The sequence below is a fragment of the Eubacterium sp. Marseille-QA0814 genome, assembly GCF_965119675.1.
GTDB lineage: Bacteria > Bacillota > Clostridia > Lachnospirales > Lachnospiraceae > Eubacterium_G.
The window spans coordinates 2,344,510-2,361,971 of the sequence record NZ_CBCPMG010000001.1; the positions used below are offsets into that span (position 1 = coordinate 2,344,510).

Annotated in this window: 14 protein-coding genes and 1 riboswitch; of the genes, 9 read left to right on the forward strand and 5 right to left on the reverse strand. The window is 33.7% G+C overall.

Annotated features, from left to right (window positions below; translation table 11 throughout):
- The first annotated feature begins 189 nt into the window (after window positions 1-189).
- Both ACQY63_RS10820 and ACQY63_RS10825 read left to right on the forward strand, forming a co-directional pair.
- Window positions 190-2,445, forward strand: a complete 2,256-nt coding sequence (locus ACQY63_RS10820; RefSeq protein ID WP_428245224.1) for a glycogen/starch/alpha-glucan phosphorylase — start codon at window positions 190-192, stop codon at window positions 2,443-2,445.
- 16 nt (window positions 2,446-2,461) lie between these two features.
- Entirely contained in the window at window positions 2,462-2,593 is a 132-nt protein-coding gene (locus tag ACQY63_RS10825) for a hypothetical protein (protein WP_412336336.1), read from the forward strand.
- 109 nt (window positions 2,594-2,702) lie between these two features.
- Here the strand turns inward: ACQY63_RS10825 and ACQY63_RS10830 are convergent, their stop codons facing one another.
- Window positions 2,703-3,374 carry a Crp/Fnr family transcriptional regulator gene (locus tag ACQY63_RS10830; RefSeq protein WP_022164606.1) on the reverse strand — a complete coding sequence of 224 codons (672 nt, stop codon included), beginning with the start codon at window positions 3,372-3,374 and terminating at the stop codon, window positions 2,703-2,705.
- Window positions 3,375-3,594: 220 nt separating this feature from the next.
- Between ACQY63_RS10830 and ACQY63_RS10835 the strand changes: the two genes are divergently transcribed.
- Window positions 3,595-4,377, forward strand: coding sequence for an ATP-binding protein (locus ACQY63_RS10835; RefSeq protein ID WP_022164867.1), 783 nt, complete (start codon window positions 3,595-3,597; stop codon window positions 4,375-4,377).
- A 276-nt stretch (window positions 4,378-4,653) separates the two neighbouring features.
- Complete coding sequence (gene hcp / locus ACQY63_RS10840; protein ID WP_022164868.1) at window positions 4,654-6,273, forward strand: hydroxylamine reductase; 1,620 nt, start codon at window positions 4,654-4,656, stop codon at window positions 6,271-6,273.
- A gap of 170 nt (window positions 6,274-6,443) precedes the next feature.
- Here hcp and ACQY63_RS10845 read toward each other — a convergent pair whose 3' ends face one another.
- The 4 genes from ACQY63_RS10845 to ACQY63_RS10860 all read right to left on the reverse strand — a co-directional run bounded on the left by ACQY63_RS10845 (window position 6,444) and on the right by ACQY63_RS10860 (window position 10,645).
- Window positions 6,444-7,823: an NAD(P)/FAD-dependent oxidoreductase gene (locus tag ACQY63_RS10845; protein ID WP_022164869.1), complete on the reverse strand. Its 1,380-nt coding sequence runs from the start codon at window positions 7,821-7,823 to the stop codon at window positions 6,444-6,446.
- A gap of 188 nt (window positions 7,824-8,011) precedes the next feature.
- Window positions 8,012-8,109: riboswitch (purine riboswitch) on the reverse strand.
- 43 nt (window positions 8,110-8,152) lie between these two features.
- Entirely contained in the window at window positions 8,153-8,401 is a 249-nt protein-coding gene (locus tag ACQY63_RS10850) for a hypothetical protein (RefSeq protein WP_022164870.1), read from the reverse strand.
- A 20-nt stretch (window positions 8,402-8,421) separates the two neighbouring features.
- A complete protein-coding gene (gene gltS / locus ACQY63_RS10855; RefSeq protein ID WP_428245225.1) occupies window positions 8,422-9,609 on the reverse strand; it encodes a sodium/glutamate symporter in 1,188 nt (395 codons plus the stop codon).
- 67 nt (window positions 9,610-9,676) lie between these two features.
- Entirely contained in the window at window positions 9,677-10,645 is a 969-nt protein-coding gene (locus ACQY63_RS10860) for a TAXI family TRAP transporter solute-binding subunit (RefSeq protein ID WP_022164872.1), read from the reverse strand.
- Window positions 10,646-10,994: 349 nt separating this feature from the next.
- Between ACQY63_RS10860 and ACQY63_RS10865 the strand changes: the two genes are divergently transcribed.
- From ACQY63_RS10865 to ACQY63_RS10885, 5 genes are all read left to right on the forward strand, one after another.
- Window positions 10,995-11,477 carry a hypothetical protein gene (locus ACQY63_RS10865; RefSeq protein ID WP_022164873.1) on the forward strand — a complete coding sequence of 161 codons (483 nt, stop codon included), beginning with the start codon at window positions 10,995-10,997 and terminating at the stop codon, window positions 11,475-11,477.
- A 383-nt stretch (window positions 11,478-11,860) separates the two neighbouring features.
- Window positions 11,861-12,577 (forward strand): MurR/RpiR family transcriptional regulator, encoded by a 717-nt coding sequence (locus tag ACQY63_RS10870; RefSeq protein WP_022164874.1) that lies wholly within the window; start codon window positions 11,861-11,863, stop codon window positions 12,575-12,577.
- Window positions 12,578-12,883: 306 nt separating this feature from the next.
- Window positions 12,884-14,743: a beta-glucoside-specific PTS transporter subunit IIABC gene (locus ACQY63_RS10875; protein WP_022164875.1), complete on the forward strand. Its 1,860-nt coding sequence runs from the start codon at window positions 12,884-12,886 to the stop codon at window positions 14,741-14,743.
- A 16-nt stretch (window positions 14,744-14,759) separates the two neighbouring features.
- The gene (locus ACQY63_RS10880) at window positions 14,760-16,190 is read left to right on the forward strand and encodes a 6-phospho-beta-glucosidase (RefSeq protein WP_022164876.1); all 1,431 of its coding nucleotides are present in this window, start codon (window positions 14,760-14,762) and stop codon (window positions 16,188-16,190) included.
- 169 nt (window positions 16,191-16,359) lie between these two features.
- Complete coding sequence (locus ACQY63_RS10885; protein ID WP_428245226.1) at window positions 16,360-17,460, forward strand: acyltransferase family protein; 1,101 nt, start codon at window positions 16,360-16,362, stop codon at window positions 17,458-17,460.
- Window positions 17,461-17,462: the final 2 nt, after the last annotated feature.

Below are 17,462 nucleotides of genomic sequence, written 5' to 3' on the forward strand. Positions count from 1 at the left end.
TAAAAAATGATGATATATTACTAATAACAAAAGACTGGTACAGTAAAGCCAGCAGGTAAAACAATAACGTAACTATTAACGCCGGTAGGTAAAACAACAACGTAACTATTGACACCTTTTATGGTAGTGCATAAACACATCTTATAATGCATTTTAATTAAAAGGCTTTTTAAGGAAAGGGTTTTATATATGAATATTAAAGAAAGATTACAGCAGCAGTTAGGAAAAGATATTTCACAAAGTAGTAACAGCGAAATTTATAATGGACTTTTAAACATTACACAGCAGTTAGCAGATGAAAAAGAAAGCAACGAAGGAAAGAAAAAAGTTTACTATATTTCAGCAGAATTTCTTATTGGAAAATTGCTTTCAAACAACATGATTAATCTTGGCATTTACAATGAAGTAAAAGAAATGTTAGCACAGGCAGGAAAGAATATTTCAGAAATTGAAGAAATAGAAGTTGAGCCATCACTTGGTAATGGTGGTCTTGGAAGACTTGCAGCCTGCTTCTTAGATTCAATTGCAACATTAGGCCTTCCGGGCTCAGGTATTGGAATTAATTATCATTTAGGATTGTTTAAACAGGTTTTTGAAAACAATATGCAGAAAGAAACACCTAATCCTTGGATTGGTGAAAATACATGGCTCAAGAAGACAGACGTAACATATCCAGTTCAGTTTAAGGATTTTACAGTTACATCAAGAATGTACGAAATCTCAGTTACAGGTTATGAGAATAGAACTAACAAGTTAGAATTATTTGACATTGATACAGTAGATGAAAATATTGTAGGTGATGGAATTGACTTTGATAAAAATGACATAGCTAAGAACCTTACATTATTTTTATATCCTGATGACAGCGACGAGGCAGGAAGAAAATTAAGAATTTACCAGCAGTATTTTATGGTAAGTAATGGAGCAAGACTTATAATTGATGAGTGCAAGGCAAAAGGAAGCAATTTATATGACCTTTATGATTATGCAGTAATCCAAATAAATGATACTCATCCAACAATGGTAATTCCTGAATTAATTCGTTTGTTAGTTCAGGAAGGTATGTCAATAGATGATGCAATTAATGTGGTAAAGAAAACATGTGCATACACAAACCATACTATTTTGTCAGAAGCTTTGGAAAAGTGGCCAATTAGTTATTTACAGGAAGTTGTTCCGCAGTTAGTACCAATTATTGAAATTTTAGATGATAAAGTAAGAAGACAGTTTGATGATGAAAGTGTTGTTATTATAGATAAAAATGATACTGTACACATGGCTCACATCGATATTCATTATGGATTTAGTGTAAATGGTGTGGCAGCACTTCACACTGAAATTTTAAAGAATTCAGAACTTAATAACTTCTACAAAATTTATCCTGAGAAGTTTAATAACAAAACAAACGGAATTACATTTAGAAGATGGCTTCTTCATTGTAACAGTGAATTATCAGACCAGATTCAGGCATGGATAGGTGATGGATTTAAGAAGGATGCAATGGAACTTAAGAAACTTGAAAGCCTTATGGATAATCAGGATGCTTTAAACAAATTGCTTGAAATTAAGGCTGATAATAAGAATCAGTTGAAAAAATATTTAGCTGACACACAGGGAATTAATTTAAATGAAAATTCAATTTTTGATATTCAGATTAAGAGATTACACGAATACAAACGTCAGCAGATGAATGCGTTATATGTTATTCACAAATATTTAGAAATAAAGAAAGGTAACAAACCTGAAACTCCAATTACAGTAATTTTTGGCGCGAAGGCTGCCCCTGCTTACATTATTGCTAAGGATATTATTCATTTGATTTTATGTTTACAGAAAATCGTAAACAATGATCCGGAAGTTAGCCCTTACTTAAATGTAGTAATGGTTGAAAATTATAATGTAACATTAGCAGAAAAACTTATTCCTGCCTGTGATATTTCAGAACAGATTTCATTAGCATCAAAAGAAGCAAGCGGTACAGGAAACATGAAGTTTATGCTTAATGGAGCAGTAACACTTGGAACTGAGGACGGGGCAAATGTAGAAATTCATCAGTTTGTTGGAGACGATAATATTTATATTTTCGGTGAGTCAAGTGATGAAGTTATTGAACATTATGCAAAAGCAGATTATGTTTCAAGAAATTATTACGAAAATAATGCTAACATAAAAGAGGCTGTTGATTTCATTACAAGTGATGAGATGCTAAAGGTTGGCAATCAGGAAAATCTTGAAAGATTGAAAAATGAACTCTTAAATAAAGACTGGTTCATGACATTCCCTGATTTTGACCAGTACGTTGAAACAAAAGAAAAAGCTTATGCAGATTACAACAATAGAATGGAATGGGCTAAGAAAATGCTTGTAAATATTGCAAATGCAGGTTTCTTCTCATCAGACAGAACTATCGAACAGTACAATGAAGACATATGGAAGTTGAAATAAACAATGAGTATAAGCAATGAAAATGATTGCAGTAGTAATGCTTAACAGAACAGAAGAAAAAATTCCTGCATACTTAAGACTGAATGGTCATTGCGCAGAAGTGGCAGTGGAACCAAACGCAATTGCTACAGCAGTAATTGAAGTGTAAAAATATACAGGGAATATATAAGAGAAAATATAAAGGATAGTTGTAGTGTGGAGCTACGACTATCTTTTTTGATATAATTCAAAGAATAGGCTGTCGCGTTAGCGACAGCCTATTCTTTTAGCTTGAAATAATTTTTATGAAATTCAATCATACCCTCATCTCTCATCTTGCAAAGCTCCTTAGACAAGGCACTTCTATCCAAATTAAGAAAATCAGCAAGCTGTTGCCTGTTAAAAGGAATTGAAAATTCGTTACTTTTGTTAATCATAACCTGTTGGGAAAAGTAGATTGAAAGCCGTTCCCGTATGGTTTTAGGTGCAGTGCAAAAACTTCTATTTGATAAAATAATATTTTTGTTTGTTGTAATTAAAAGAAGATTTTTTTGAATTTTGAATTGCCATGAATGTGACTGATAAATTTCCCCCAGCAAAACGTTCAAATTAAAAAATACCACAGTAGAATTTTCCGCAGCTACCGCATCTACCAACATAGGTGATTTAGTGTAACCATAGGATTCCCCAAAAGCCTGTCCTTTTTCAACAACACTAAGAATACTTCGATTGCCCCATAAATCATTACTTTCAATAAAAACCTGTCCTTTGATTACAATGCCCATTTTTGAAACAACATCACCGGTGTGAAAAATAATATCGCCTTTAGGAAAATTCTTTTCAGAAAAAGCCCCAAGATTATTTAATTCCTGCAACTCGTCCATAGTGACATTTTTGAAAAATTTTAATTTTGATATATCGTTTAAAAATTTTAAATTAGATAATTTCATATAATAAATCCTTTCAAAAAAAATCAAAAAACGTGGTTATAACAACGTAAATAATAATTTTATTCTAATATAATAACCATTGTAAAGCAACAAATACATTAAAAACAAAAATGAAAAGAACGCAAAACAGAATTGCTTATGGAAATTCAAAATTGTGTAGGAGCTTGTAAGAAAAGTTTAATTACAAAACAAGGATCAGAAATTATATTAGGAGGTCGTAATGATTAGGAAGATTATACACATTGATGAGGAAAAATGTAATGGATGCGGAGCCTGTGCTACAGCCTGCCATGAAGGTGCAATTGGAATGGTTAATGGAAAGGCAAAACTGCTTAGAGATGATTATTGTGACGGATTGGGGGATTGCCTACCATCATGTCCAACAGGTGCCATAACATTTGTAGAGCGGGAGGCAAAGGCTTATGACCATGAGGCAGTTATGGAAAATATGAAGAAGAAAAAAACAGAACAGTCTGGAAACCAAGGTGGTTGCCCTGGTAGTAGAATGAAAGTTTTGAATCATAGTAATACAGAAAAAGTTCAATCTGAGAAACACAGTGGCTGTCCGGGAAGCAGAATGAGAAAATTGAACAATAATGAAAATAATGAAGAAGTTGCAACTTCTTACGGAAAGCCACAGTCAAGATTAGGACAGTGGCCATGCCAGATAAAGCTTGTGCCTATTAATGCCCCATATTTTGACGGTGCAAAACTTTTAATTGCAGCAGATTGTACAGCTTATGCTTACGCTAATATCCATGAAGAATTTATGAAAGGAAAAATAACTCTTATAGGTTGTCCAAAACTTGATGAAGGGGATTACAGCGAAAAGCTGACAGAGATAATTAAGCAAAACAATATTCAGGAGGTAACCATTATTAGAATGGAGGTTCCATGTTGTGGTGGCTTGGAAATGGCTGCAAAAAATGCTCTTCAAAACAGTGGAAAATTCATTCCATGGAGAGTTGTAACAGTATCAATTAATGGAGAAATCCTTGATTAAGACTTATTAATGAAAACTTTGATTAGCTGAATATAAAATTATATGTAAGAAATAAAAATAGGAAAATCTTAAATTGCGTATAAGAAATAAAAATAGGAAAATCCTAAATTGCATATAAGTAATAAAAACAGGAAAATCTTAAATTGCGTATAAGAAATAAAAACAGATAAATTTCAAATTGTGTAATAAGTTGAATACACAATTTGTTTAACTAAAGAAATAATAACAAAAAAAGAAAATAATAAAAATAAAATTAAAAACAGGAGAATGAGAAAAATGAGTAATACAAAAACAAATTTAGAAAACTTAAATAGCATGTTTTGCTTTCAGTGTGAGCAGACAGCAGGTTGTAGTGGTTGTACAAAGAGTATTGGTGTTTGCGGTAAAACAGCCAACACAGCCAACTTGCAGGACCAATTGACAGGTTCTTTGATTGGCTTGGCAAAGGCATGCGGCAATAATCAGAAAACACAAAATACAGACAGAATTATTATCGAAGGTTTATTTACAACAGTTACAAACGTAAACTTTAATGACAATACTTTAGAGGAAATGATTGAAAAAGTTCATCAGGAAAAAGACAGAATTGTACCGGGCTGTGTTGCCTGTGTAGCCAGATGTGGAAATACAGATGATTACAATATGGAAGAATTATGGAATGCAGATGAAGACATTCGCTCATTAAAATCCCTTATATTGTTTGGAATTAGAGGTATGGCAGCATACGCATATCATGCATTAATGTTTGGGATGGAAGATAAGGAAGTAAACGACTTTTTCTACAGAGCTTTATCAGTAATAAGCTATGACTTAGAAGGGGACAAGTTGTTAGAAACAGTATTGAAAGTTGGAGAAGTCAATTTAAAATGTATGGAACTTTTGGACAAGGCAAATACAAGTGCATACGGTTCTCCGGTTCCTACAAAGGTACCGCTAACAATTGAAGCCGGTCCATTTATAATAATTTCAGGTCACGATTTAAAAGACTTAGAATTATTGCTTAAGCAGACTGAAGGCAAGGGAATCAATATTTATACTCATGGCGAAATGTTACCGGCACATGGTTATCCTGAACTTAAAAAGTACAGCCACTTAAAAGGAAACTTTGGTACAGCATGGCAGAACCAGCAGAAAGAGTTTGATAATGTACCGGGACCAATTTTATTTACAACCAACTGCCTTATGCCTGTTAAGGAAAGCTACAGGGACAGAGTGTTTACAACAGAGGTTGTGTCATATCCAGAAATGGTACACGTTGGTGAAGATAAAGATTTTACACCTGTAATTGAGAAGGCTCTGGAACTGGGTGGCTATAGTGAAGACCACAAAATGACAGGTATAAATGGCGGTGAATTCGTAACAACAGGATTTGCTCACAACACTGTTTTATCAGTTGCTGACAAGGTAATTGACGGTGTTAAGCAGGGTAAAATCAGTCACTTTTTCTTGGTAGGTGGTTGTGATGGTGCAAAAGTTGGTAGAAATTATTATACAGATTTTGTAAAACAAACACCTAAGGATTCAATTATTTTGACATTAGCTTGTGGAAAATACAGATTTAACGATTTAGATTTAGGTGACATAGATGGGCTACCAAGAATAATGGATATGGGTCAGTGTAATGATGCCTATTCTGCAATCAAGGTAGCAATAGCATTAGCAGAAGCTTTTGAATGTGATGTTAATGAATTGCCATTGTCAATGGTATTGTCATGGTATGAGCAAAAGGCAGTTTGTATCTTACTAACATTGCTTCATTTGGGCATAAAAGATATTTTCCTGGGACCAACATTGCCGGCATTTATTTCTCCTAACGTGTTGAAAATACTTGTAGACAATTACAATATATCACCAATTAGCACACCGGAAGAAGACTTAAAGAAAATTTTGGGATAAAAGTAAGTTAAATCGTAAATGTTGAAAATCAAAATCAGACAGAGCCGGAAAATGGTTAAAAAATAAATTTGTAATAATTGAAAGATAATTAAAAATAAAAGTACAACTATTTATGAAACATGATTTGCCAAGGAATGGCTAAACTCATAAATAGTTGTACTTTTTGTTTATTAAGCCTGTACTTTATCGCAAATATCTCTTGCAACAAATACACCGCTTGCTGAGGCATGTGAAAGAGAATGTGTAACACCGCTGCCATCGCCAATAATGTATAAGCCGTCATATTTACTTTCAAGATGGTCGTTGATGTCTACTTCCATGTTGTAGAATTTAACTTCCACACCGTACAATAAAGTATCATCATTTGCTGTACCCGGAGCAATTTTATCAAGGGCATAAATCATTTCAATAATACCATCTAAAATACGCTTTGGTAAAACCAAGCTAAGGTCCCCTGGAGTTGCAGCAAGAGTAGGAGTTACAAGACCTTCTTCAATTCTGTTTTCGGTACTTCTACGGCCTCTGACTAAATCTCCAAAACGCTGTACAATGACACCGCCACCAAGCATGTTGGAAAGGCGGGCAATGCTTTCACCATATCCGTTACTGTCCTTAAATGGTTCGGAAAAATGCTTAGCTACAAGTAAGGCAAAGTTAGTGTTTTCTGTTTGCATTTCTTCACCTTCATAGCTGTGACCATTTACAGTTACAATACCATTAGTGTTTTCGTTTACAACAATACCATGTGGATTCATGCAGAATGTACGAACATTATCTTCAAACTGCTGTGTACGGTAAACAATTTTGCTTTCGTATAATTCGTCTGTTAAATGAGAGAAAATAACAGCAGGAAGTTCCACACGAACACCTATATCTACACGATTTGACTTAGTTGGAATATCCATTTTATTACAAACATGTTCCATCCATTTACTTCCGCTACGACCTACGGAAACAACACATTTTTCACTGTGGAAAGTTTCGTCTTTTGTATGAACTAAATATCCATCATCTAAATGCTCAATAGAAGTAACAGGAGTATCAAAATAGAAATCTGCTTTATCTTCAAGTTCTTTATAAATATTTTCCAAAACAATATAATTAATATCAGTTCCTAGATGACGCACTGATGCATCAAGAAGTTTTAATTTATTCTGCATGCAGATTTTCTTGAAACCTGTGCCGGCAGTTGAGTATAACTTAGTACCTTCACCGCCATATTTCATATTAATTTCATCTACATATTCCATTAATTCAATGGCGTGTTTTTTACCAATGTGCTCGTAAAGTGTACCACCAAAATCGTTGGTAATATTATACTTACCATCAGAGAAAGCACCGGCACCACCGAAACCACTCATAATTGAACAGCTTTTACACTGAATACAGTTAGGTATTTTGTCTCCGTCGATAGGGCATTTTCTGCCGGAGAGCTTGTGACCTGCTTCAAAAACTGCTATGGATAGGTTGGGCATTTTCTTTGACAACTCGTAAGTTGCAAAAATACCGCCAGGACCAGCACCAATAATAATTACATCATATTTCTTCATTAAAAATCCTCCTTATAATGTAACCAATTCTCGAAGAGAATTGATTACCTACTTGCGCACAGGCACTAAGGTATCCTCCCATTCTAAAAGAACGGGTCCCTCCTTAGTACAAGCACTAAGGTATCCTCCCGGATGCAAGCATCCGGGTCCCTCCTTAGTACAGGGCACAAAAAAACTGCTACAAATAGTTACACTAATAAAGAGATTATAGCAAACTATTTGAGGCAGTTAGTAGAAACGTTCAACCGTATTATGAACTTATATAATCCTGTGATATAATAGCAAAATACTACTATTAAATCAACAGTTTTACGAAATAAGATTTATCTTTATTTCTTTTTTATATGAATTTCAGGAATTGCAACTGAATCAAAACTAATTGATGGTTTTTCCTTTTTTGAATCTGTTGACTCATTTCCTTCAACTGATTGTGAATCCACTGATTTTTCTACAGTGTTTTCGTTATTTGTATCTGCATTTGCATTGTCCTTGTGAGTTCTGGGTAAGTGAACTTCAGGAATTGCTAAATTATCAAATGACAGGTTAATCTTTCTTTTTTTGTCGTTATCTTTTTTCATGACTTTTTCCTCCGATAAAATTAAACAAAATTAATAAAGAATGTAATAACTAAACTGTTAATAAAGTCTGCAAATAAACTTCCTACTAAAGGAATTAAAAGGTATGCCTTAATTGATGGAGCATATCTGTCGCAAATAGCCTGCATATTTGCCATGGCATTAGGTGTGGCACCCATACCGAACCCACATGTACCGGCAGATAAAACTGCTGCATCGTAATCTCTTCCCATAACATTGAAAATAACAAAGTATGTGAAAAAGAAAATAAGTACAAGCTGTGCACCTAAAAGAATAATTAAAGGTAGCGCAAGGTCAGCTAATTGCCATAACTTCAAAGTAATCATTGCTATACCTAAAAATAATGAAAGACAAATACCACCAAGGTCATTAATTTCACCCATGTGAATTGTGAATTTTCCTGAGTATTCGCTTAAGTTTCTAATAAGAGCGGCAGCAAGCATTGCACCAATATAAATTGGGAATGTCATACCTGTTTTTGTAAGTAACCAAGAGAAAATAGTTCCAAGACCAACAGCTAAAATAGTTTGGAAAACTGCTGCGGCATACATGTTTGTATGTCTCTCATGCTTGATTTCGTCTTCAACTAACAGGCTGTCATCTTCTGTTGTAACTGTATCCATAAGGTTTTTCTTTTCAATAAGTTTTCTACCAATTGGACCACCAACCAAACTTCCGGCAATAAGACCGAATGTGGCAGCAGCTGTACAAATTGTTGTGGCACCTGAAATGTTGAAATCTTCAAGAACCGGTCCAAAGGCACCGGCAGTACCATGACCACCAACCATTGGTATAGAACCTGTACACAAACCAATTAATGGATCAAGTCCTAATAATTTTGATACCCCAACGGCTAAACCGTTCTGAAAAATAATAAGTAAAACAACAAGTGCCAGGAAAATTATTAAAGACTTTCCGCCACTTTTTAAAACTTTTAAGTTTGCCTGAAAACCTACAGACGTAAAGAAAAATACCATGCAAACTTCTCTTAAAGTATCGTCAAATGAAAATTCTGCTAAACCTGTTGCATAACAGATGCAGGTGAATATTGCAAAAAGTAAACCACCTACAACCGGTGCAGGAATACAAAATTTTTCAAGAAAATCAATTTTGCTTTTTAAAAATTGTCCAAGTATCAACACTACAACTGCTATGGCAAGTGTCTGATACATATCTAACTGTATATTCATTTTATTCCCATATACTGTAATAACATTCATTATGAAAGTTATTTATCAATATAATTTTCCTTTCTTTTTAATTCTTGTCTTCTGAAGAAACTGTAATTCCTTTTTCCTTATAGTAAGCACAGGCTCCCGGATGGAAAGGAATTGTTATACCCTTTGTAGCATCGCTTTCGTTGAAATTCAAATCAGCCTGTAGTGAATACTGGAAATCTTTTGCGTGCTTAAAAAGAAGGGCTGTTAATTCTTTTACAGTGTCTTCTGACATGTCATCTCTGGCTAACAATACTGACTTAACACAAAGTGTTGAAACATCTTTGGTTTGGCCTGTATATGTATTGGCTGGAATAGTAAATGAATCATAAAATTTGTAAGATGCTTTTAGCTTCTTGGCACACTTGCTGTCAATATCAATAAAGCGGATATTGGCATGTTTTGCAAGCTCCTCAATAACAGTTGTCTGCACACCTGAAGTACAGAAGAAAGCATCTATCTCACCATCTTCTAATTGTTTTGCCGCATCTGTGTAATCAAGATTTTTTGTTTTTACTAAATTATTATCCCACAAACCGCTGGCTTTAAGAATCTGTGTGGCATTTAATTCCGTACCTGACTCAGAAGCACCGATACTTACTGTTTTGTCTTGTAAATCATCAAGGGTTTTAATTGAAGACTTATCAAGGACTACAATCTGGCAGGCTTCCTTGTACAGACCGGCAATTGCTGAATAGCCGTTGTATTTCTTGCCGTTAAATTCTGGTGTTCCATAGTAGGCATCATCAATTAAATCCATCTGTGAAATACCTACATCAATATAGTTCTTTGACAAAAGACGTAAGTTAGCTGCTGAACCGGCAGTAGTCTTAATGTCAAATTTTAGCTTGTTGTTTTCTTTTGTTGCAAGCTCCGTAAAAGCCGTACTGAAAGAATAGTACATGCCACCAAGTCCTGCAGCACCAAAACGAATAGTGCTATCCCCGAAACCACAACCTGTAAGCGTTATGGTTACAAGGGTTAAAATAATGCATAATAATTTTTTCAAAATCGTTACTCCTTGTTCTTTAGTAGTGACTTAAAAATCATCAGAAATATTTAACATAAAGCAAGAAAACATATTCGTGTTTGTTTAAAATACTTACTGAATATAATCGTTTATTATATAGAAGTTTCTGAATCATATAAGTACATTAATATTTTACACTATAATAGGAAAAAATTCAAAAAAAGTCAGTTGACAACAAAAAATTATTATGCTAACATTTTTGCGGTAAAAAAATAATTGAAAAGTAGTGAAATCAAGGCAGGTAATTACAAATAATTAAACTGTGGAAAATCCCCCCCGAAGCCTGAAACGGCTCCTGAAATAAGCTACAGAGTTTAAGGAGGAAAATATGCCACATAATAAGAGAGAAAGTTTGATTTTTACAGTCATGATGTGTTTTACAATGGTGTTTGTTATGAGTATTTATAACGTATCACTTAATATGGGAGGCTTGTCAGCAGAGTCGATAAAGGAAGCCTGGTTGGGATTTCCAATTGCTTATATTTTTGCAATGTGTTGTGACTGGTTTGTTGTTTCAGGATTAGCAAAGGGTTTTGCCTTTAAGTTTCTTGTAAAGCCGGGTGATGGCCCATTAAAAACAGCAATTTGTGTGTCAGTTTCAATGGTCGTACCTATGGTAATCATCATGTCATTATACGGAGCTGTAGAGGTTTCAGTTACTACAGGTCAGTGGTCAAATGTATTATTTATATGGTTACATAACATACCATTTAACTTTATAATGGCATTGCCATTACAGTTAATCGTAGCAGGACCATTAGTAAGAAAAGTTTTCAGAACAGTTTTCCCTGAAGGAAAAGTTCTGGCATAAACGTAAAAAAAGCATCCAATTAAAAAATAATATTCAAATTAAAATTTTATAATTTAGTATTTATATGAAGAAGTTGTAGTTAAACATGATGTAGTTGTTTAGCTACAACTTCTTTTCTTTGTGTTATGGAAAATTTCTATGGAATTTTTTGTCATATAAATAGCTTTTCACTATAGATGAACACTAACGAGAAAGGAAGAACAGTCATAAAATAGTTAATCTCCTTTAGATTAAGTTTTAATCATACAGGGAAAGCATTTGATTGTAAAAGGTCAGGTGCTTTCTTTTTTTTAATTTTAGATGAGTAAAACATCCCTTATAAGTGGTGTTTATGATATAATACAAGAGTAAATGCGATTAATTAGATTGTAAAGAGGTACAATATGTTTAATTACGAAATTCTTAAGTCGTTTAATGATATGGAGATGCTGGTTTATGACTACATTGTGAAGAACAAAAATGTAGTAAAATACATGACTGTAAGGGAGTTAGCAGATGAGGTTCATGTATCAACAGCCACTGTTATGCGTTTTTGCAGAAAAGCAGGTTTTGATGGATATTCTGAATTTAAAGTGAAATTCAAAATGTATCTTGAAGAAGAGACAAAGAAAAACAAAAAGAATAACGAAGATGTAAAGGAGATACAGGAGTATTTTTATAAAATAGGTTCCGGCATACATCAAAAGGAATTGGATGAAATTGCCCAGGTTGTAAGACAGGCTGACCAGGTTATTTTTATTGGACTTGGTACGTCAGGTATCCTTGGAAAATACGGTGCACGATTCTTCTCAAATTTGAGAAAATTCAGTCAGTACATAGAGGATCCATATTTTCCTATTATGGAAGGCATAAAGAATGCGGTTGTAATTGCACTTTCCGTTTCAGGAGAAACAGAACAGATAGTTCAAATGGCAAATGATTTTAAAAAGAACAAGTGTAAAATAATCAGTATTACAAATAAGGGAACATCAACCTTATCAAATCTTTCTGATTATAATTTGACCTATTATGTTACGGACCATGAACATGGTAATCATATTAATACAACAACTCAGATACCTGTCATTTATTTGATAGAGGCAATTGGAAGAAGGCTGTAGGTTTTATCAAATAAAGACAAAAGATAGAAGGCTGTAGATTTTATCAAAAGAAAACAAAAGATAGAAAGCAGATAAATCATATTATTTAAACGAAAATCATGAGAAAAATAGGAGCACAATCGTAGAAATTAAATAAATGAAAATTAATCAAGGATATGTTACAAGGTGTTACGACTTTGTAACATATTTTTTTCGTCCTCATACGTTACATAAAACGCAGATTTGTAGAAATAAAAATCTTGTATGATAAAATATTCTTAGTTGATAAAGAATTGACGGAAATATAGAAGAGAAGGAGAGAAAAACATGGCAATCGATTATCACAAGACAGCTACGGAGCTGTTAAAAGAACTTGGCGGTAATGACAACATTACCAACGTAACTCATTGTGCTACAAGACTTAGATTTATACTTAAAGATGAATCAATAGTAAACAAAGATAAAGTAGCAAAAATTCCGGGAGTAATTACTACAGTACAGGCTGGGGGACAGTTTCAGGTAGTAATTGGAAATCATGTAAAGGACGCTTATGAGCACATGATTAAGATGGTTACAATTGATGAAGAAGCAGCAAAAGGAACAGGAAACAAAAAAGTAGGTATAGTAAGTAGAATTATTGATGTAATTTCTGCAATATTTGCTCCATTTTTATACACATTGGCAGCATGTGGTATTCTTCAGGGTATCTTAGGTGTTTTAGTTGCATTAAATGCAATTGATACAGCCGGCGGTACATATCAGATTTTAAACTTTATTTCATGGACAGCATTTACATTTTTACCTGTACTCATAGCAGTTACAGCGTCAAAGAAATTTGGTGTTAATACATTTATTGCATTAGTTATTGCCTGTGCACTTGTTTGCCCGGATTACATTGCAATGGTTAATGCAGCAAAACCTGTTTACTTTTTAGGCATGAAAGTACAGCTTTTAAGCTATACATCATCAGTAATCCCAATTATTTTATCAATTTGGATTGCATCATACGTACAGAAATTTTTCGATAAATATTTACCAATCGTTATTAGAAACTTATTTACACCAATGTTTACAATAGCAATTATGGTTCCACTTACTTTATTAGCATTTGGACCAATTGGAAATACAATCGGTGGAGCAATTGGTGGCATTTACAATACATTATACAATTTAAGTCCTATAGTTGCCGGACTTGTAGTAGGTGGCTTATGGGAAGTGCTTGTAATCTTCGGTGTTCACTGGGGAATTACACCTGTAACAGTAGGAAACTACGCGAACTTAGGTTATGACACATTTACAGGACTTCAGGCATCAGCCGTATTTTCACAGGCAGGTGCAACATTTGGAGTTTTCCTTAAGACAAAAAATAAAGACATGAAGGGTGTTTCAGCATCAGCAGCAATTACAGGTCTTTTCGGTATTACAGAACCTGCAATTTATGGTGTTAACTTAAGATTAAAGAAACCAATGATTTGTGGCTGTATTGCCGGTGCAGTTGGTGGTGCTATTGGTGGAGCTTTCCATGCAGTGTCATGGAGCTATAATATGCCTGGTATCGCAACATTACCTGCTTACTTTAAGGTTGGCCATTTAACACCATTTATCGGTTTGGTAATTTCAATTGTTGTAGCATTCGTGCTTGGTGCAGTGCTTACATACATTGTTGGTTTTGAAGATGAAGCAGATGATGAAACAAAGGAAATTGAAACATCAAATGAAACAACAGAAACAAATGGTGAGGCTACAAGTGAGTTTGTAGCACCTGTAACAGGAAATGTTATTCCTGTAAATCAGGTAAAAGACGAAGCTTTTGCTTCTGAAGCAATGGGAAAAGGTGTAGGAATTGAACCTGAAAATGGAAAAGTATATGCACCTTTTGATGGCAATGTTGACGCAGTATTTCCAACAGGCCATTTAGTAGGCTTATCAGATGGAAATGGTGCAGAAGTATTAATTCACATTGGTGTTGATACAGTAAAGCTTGAAGGAAAAGGTTTTACAACTTATGTTTCACAGGGAGATAAAGTTAAGAAAGGTGACTTACTTGTGGAATTTGACGTGGAACTTCTTAAGAAAGAAGGCTACGATACAACAGTTATGTTTATAACAACTGATACATCAAAGGATGTTCAGGTTTTATCAGGAAGAAAGGAAGCTGTTAAGGATATTGCATTTTTAACAGTATAATTGAGAGGAGTTAGATATGGGCATGTTACCAAAAGATTTTTTATGGGGTGGAGCTGTTGCCGCGCACCAGGTAGAAGGTGGATGGAATAAAGGAGGCAAAGGCGTAAGTATAGCCGATGTTTTAACAGCCGGAGCTCATGGTGTAGATAGGAAAATCACAGACGGAGTACAAGATGGATATTATTATCCAAATCATGAAGCAGTAGATTTTTACGGGCACTATAAGGAAGACATAAAGTTATTTGCTGAAATGGGATTTAAGTGTTTTCGTACTTCAATTGCCTGGACAAGAATTTTCCCAAATGGGGATGATGAACAGGCAAATGAAGAAGGATTAAAATTCTACGACAATCTTTTTGATGAACTACTAAAATACGGAATTGAGCCGGTGGTAACACTATCTCATTTCGAAATGCCATATCATCTTGTAAAAGAGTACGGGGGCTGGAAAAATCGAAAAGTTATCGACTTTTTTGTAAAGTACTCACTAACCGTTATGGAAAGATATAAAAACAAAGTAAAATATTGGATGACTTTTAACGAAATTAATAACCAGAAGAACTATGAGTATCCACTTTTCGGATATACTTGCTCAGGTGTGATTTTCAATAATGAAAAGCATCCGGAAGAATGTATGTATCAGGTGGTACATCACGAATTAGTGGCAAGTGCCATGGTAGTAAAAGAAGGACATAAAATTAATCCTGATTTTAAGATTGGCTGTATGATGGCGTGCGTTCCATTATATCCATATTCATGTAAACCGGAAGATATGATGTATTCAGTTGAAGCAATGCATGACCGCTACCTATTTGGTGATGTTCATGTAAGAGGCGAATACCCATCTTATGTATGGCCTGAGTGGAAAAAGAAAAACATTCACGTTCAAATGGAAGAAGGAGACAGGGAGATATTAAAAGAAGGCACTGTTGACTTTGTAGGATTAAGTTACTATATGACAAATGCTGTAAAAGCCGACCATGTTGCAGATGGAAATGGTGTAGATGGCTTCCCTGGAAGCGTTCCAAATCCTTATGTAAAAACAAGTGATTGGGGCTGGCAGATTGATCCAATTGGACTTAGATATGCACTTAATTTGTTATATGAAAGATACCAGGTGCCACTATTTATTGTGGAAAATGGATTTGGCGCAATTGATACTGTAAATGAAGACGGAACAATCGATGATGATTACAGAATAGCTTACTTAAAAGCTCACATTGAAGAAATGAAAAAAGCTGTAATTGATGATGGAGTAGACCTTATGGGTTACACACCATGGGGCTGTATTGACTGTGTTTCATTTACAACAGGAGAAATGAAAAAGCGTTACGGATTTATCTATGTTGACAAAGATAATGAAGGTAATGGCACACTAAAACGAAGCAAAAAGAAGTCATTTGACTGGTATAAAAAAGTAATAGCTTCCAATGGTGAAGAATTATAATAAAAATAATAGTAATAGTGATAACGAAAATCTTCTCACAAAAAGTGGGAAGATTTTTATTTTAGAAATTTGAAATTAACAGCTGGTGTTTCGATGAATTTATTGAATATAGACTATTGTGTGTTATAATCAAAGATGATTGTCAAAATTTAGGAGGAAAGAGCGAAAAATGGAAATAAAAAAAATGAGAAAATCAAATATCGAGTTGTTGAGAATTGTTTTGATTATAATGGTAATAGCACATCATTATGTGATAAATTCCGGCATAAAAGCGTTTTTTACACCAGCTAAAATGTCAGCAAAAATGATAGGGATAGAAATATTCGGATGTGGTGGAAAGATTGCTATTGATGGCTTTATAATCATAACAGGTTTTTTTATGTGTAAACAATCAGTCACATTATTAAAGTGGTGTAATTTGTTTGTGAAATATGCTTTTTACCTTCTGGTAATTAATGGGGCTTTTCTGATTGTAGGATATTATCCTTTGGGAAAATATAATCTGTTGTATGGATTTGTTCCTTTTATAAAAAACTATGGAACAGGATATGATAGTTTTGTAGCTTTATATTTGGCATTATTTTTGTTGATTCCTTTTATTAATAAGCTTATAAATGCTATGAATAAAAAGGAAATGATTATATTACTATCTATTTTAATAGCATTATATTCTATTTTTAGCACGTTCTTTTTTCAGATAGACAGTGAGGGATATTTATTTGTTAGAGACAATTTTGAAGGACTGGGATGGTACATTACAGTATATTTAATTGGAGCTTTTATAAGAAAATATGGTAACAAAAAATGGGATAATTTTAGAGTGGGATTAGTAGGCACAATTATTTCTGCTGTAGTAATATGTATTAGCATCTATGTGTTTAATTACACAATGAAAATTGATATATATCATTTTGTCATTGGAGCTAATAAATTTATGGCTATTACAATGGCAATTATGTTATTTATCTTATTTAAGAACATAAATATTAAAAATAGCAAAATAATTAATACATTGTCAAAAACAACATTCGGTATTTTATTGATACATGCTAACAGTGACACGATGAGATACTTTTTATGGAATGATATTATCAAATGTCCGGAAAAGTATTTGGAAGGTGGAGCAATGTTAATAGTGAGTGCAATCACAAGTGTTATTTTGATTTATATTGTATGTGCGTGCATAGACATTATATGTGAAAAAATTTTGAATAAGGTAGTAATTAGCAAATTAAAGAATATAAAAATATTAAACAAGGAATTGTATTAAAA

What these genes read in the sequence shown, in the direction of transcription:
- ACQY63_RS10825 (WP_412336336.1), top strand. Translation starts at nt 2,462, where the DNA reads ATGAAAATGATTGCAGTAGTAATGCTTAACAGAACAGAAGAAAAAATT.
- ACQY63_RS10875 (WP_022164875.1), top strand. Translation starts at nt 12,884, where the DNA reads ATGGCAATCGATTATCACAAGACAGCTACGGAGCTGTTAAAAGAACTT.
- ACQY63_RS10850 (WP_022164870.1), bottom strand. Translation starts at nt 8,401, where the DNA reads ATGAAAAAAGATAACGACAAAAAAAGAAAGATTAACCTGTCATTTGAT.
- ACQY63_RS10845 (WP_022164869.1), bottom strand. Translation starts at nt 7,823, where the DNA reads ATGAAGAAATATGATGTAATTATTATTGGTGCTGGTCCTGGCGGTATT.
- ACQY63_RS10880 (WP_022164876.1), top strand. Translation starts at nt 14,760, where the DNA reads ATGGGCATGTTACCAAAAGATTTTTTATGGGGTGGAGCTGTTGCCGCG.
- ACQY63_RS10820 (WP_428245224.1), top strand. Translation starts at nt 190, where the DNA reads ATGAATATTAAAGAAAGATTACAGCAGCAGTTAGGAAAAGATATTTCA.
- ACQY63_RS10830 (WP_022164606.1), bottom strand. Translation starts at nt 3,374, where the DNA reads ATGAAATTATCTAATTTAAAATTTTTAAACGATATATCAAAATTAAAA.
- gltS (WP_428245225.1), bottom strand. Translation starts at nt 9,609, where the DNA reads ATGAATATACAGTTAGATATGTATCAGACACTTGCCATAGCAGTTGTA.
- ACQY63_RS10870 (WP_022164874.1), top strand. Translation starts at nt 11,861, where the DNA reads ATGTTTAATTACGAAATTCTTAAGTCGTTTAATGATATGGAGATGCTG.
- ACQY63_RS10885 (WP_428245226.1), top strand. Translation starts at nt 16,360, where the DNA reads ATGGAAATAAAAAAAATGAGAAAATCAAATATCGAGTTGTTGAGAATT.
- ACQY63_RS10865 (WP_022164873.1), top strand. Translation starts at nt 10,995, where the DNA reads ATGCCACATAATAAGAGAGAAAGTTTGATTTTTACAGTCATGATGTGT.
- ACQY63_RS10835 (WP_022164867.1), top strand. Translation starts at nt 3,595, where the DNA reads ATGATTAGGAAGATTATACACATTGATGAGGAAAAATGTAATGGATGC.
- hcp (WP_022164868.1), top strand. Translation starts at nt 4,654, where the DNA reads ATGAGTAATACAAAAACAAATTTAGAAAACTTAAATAGCATGTTTTGC.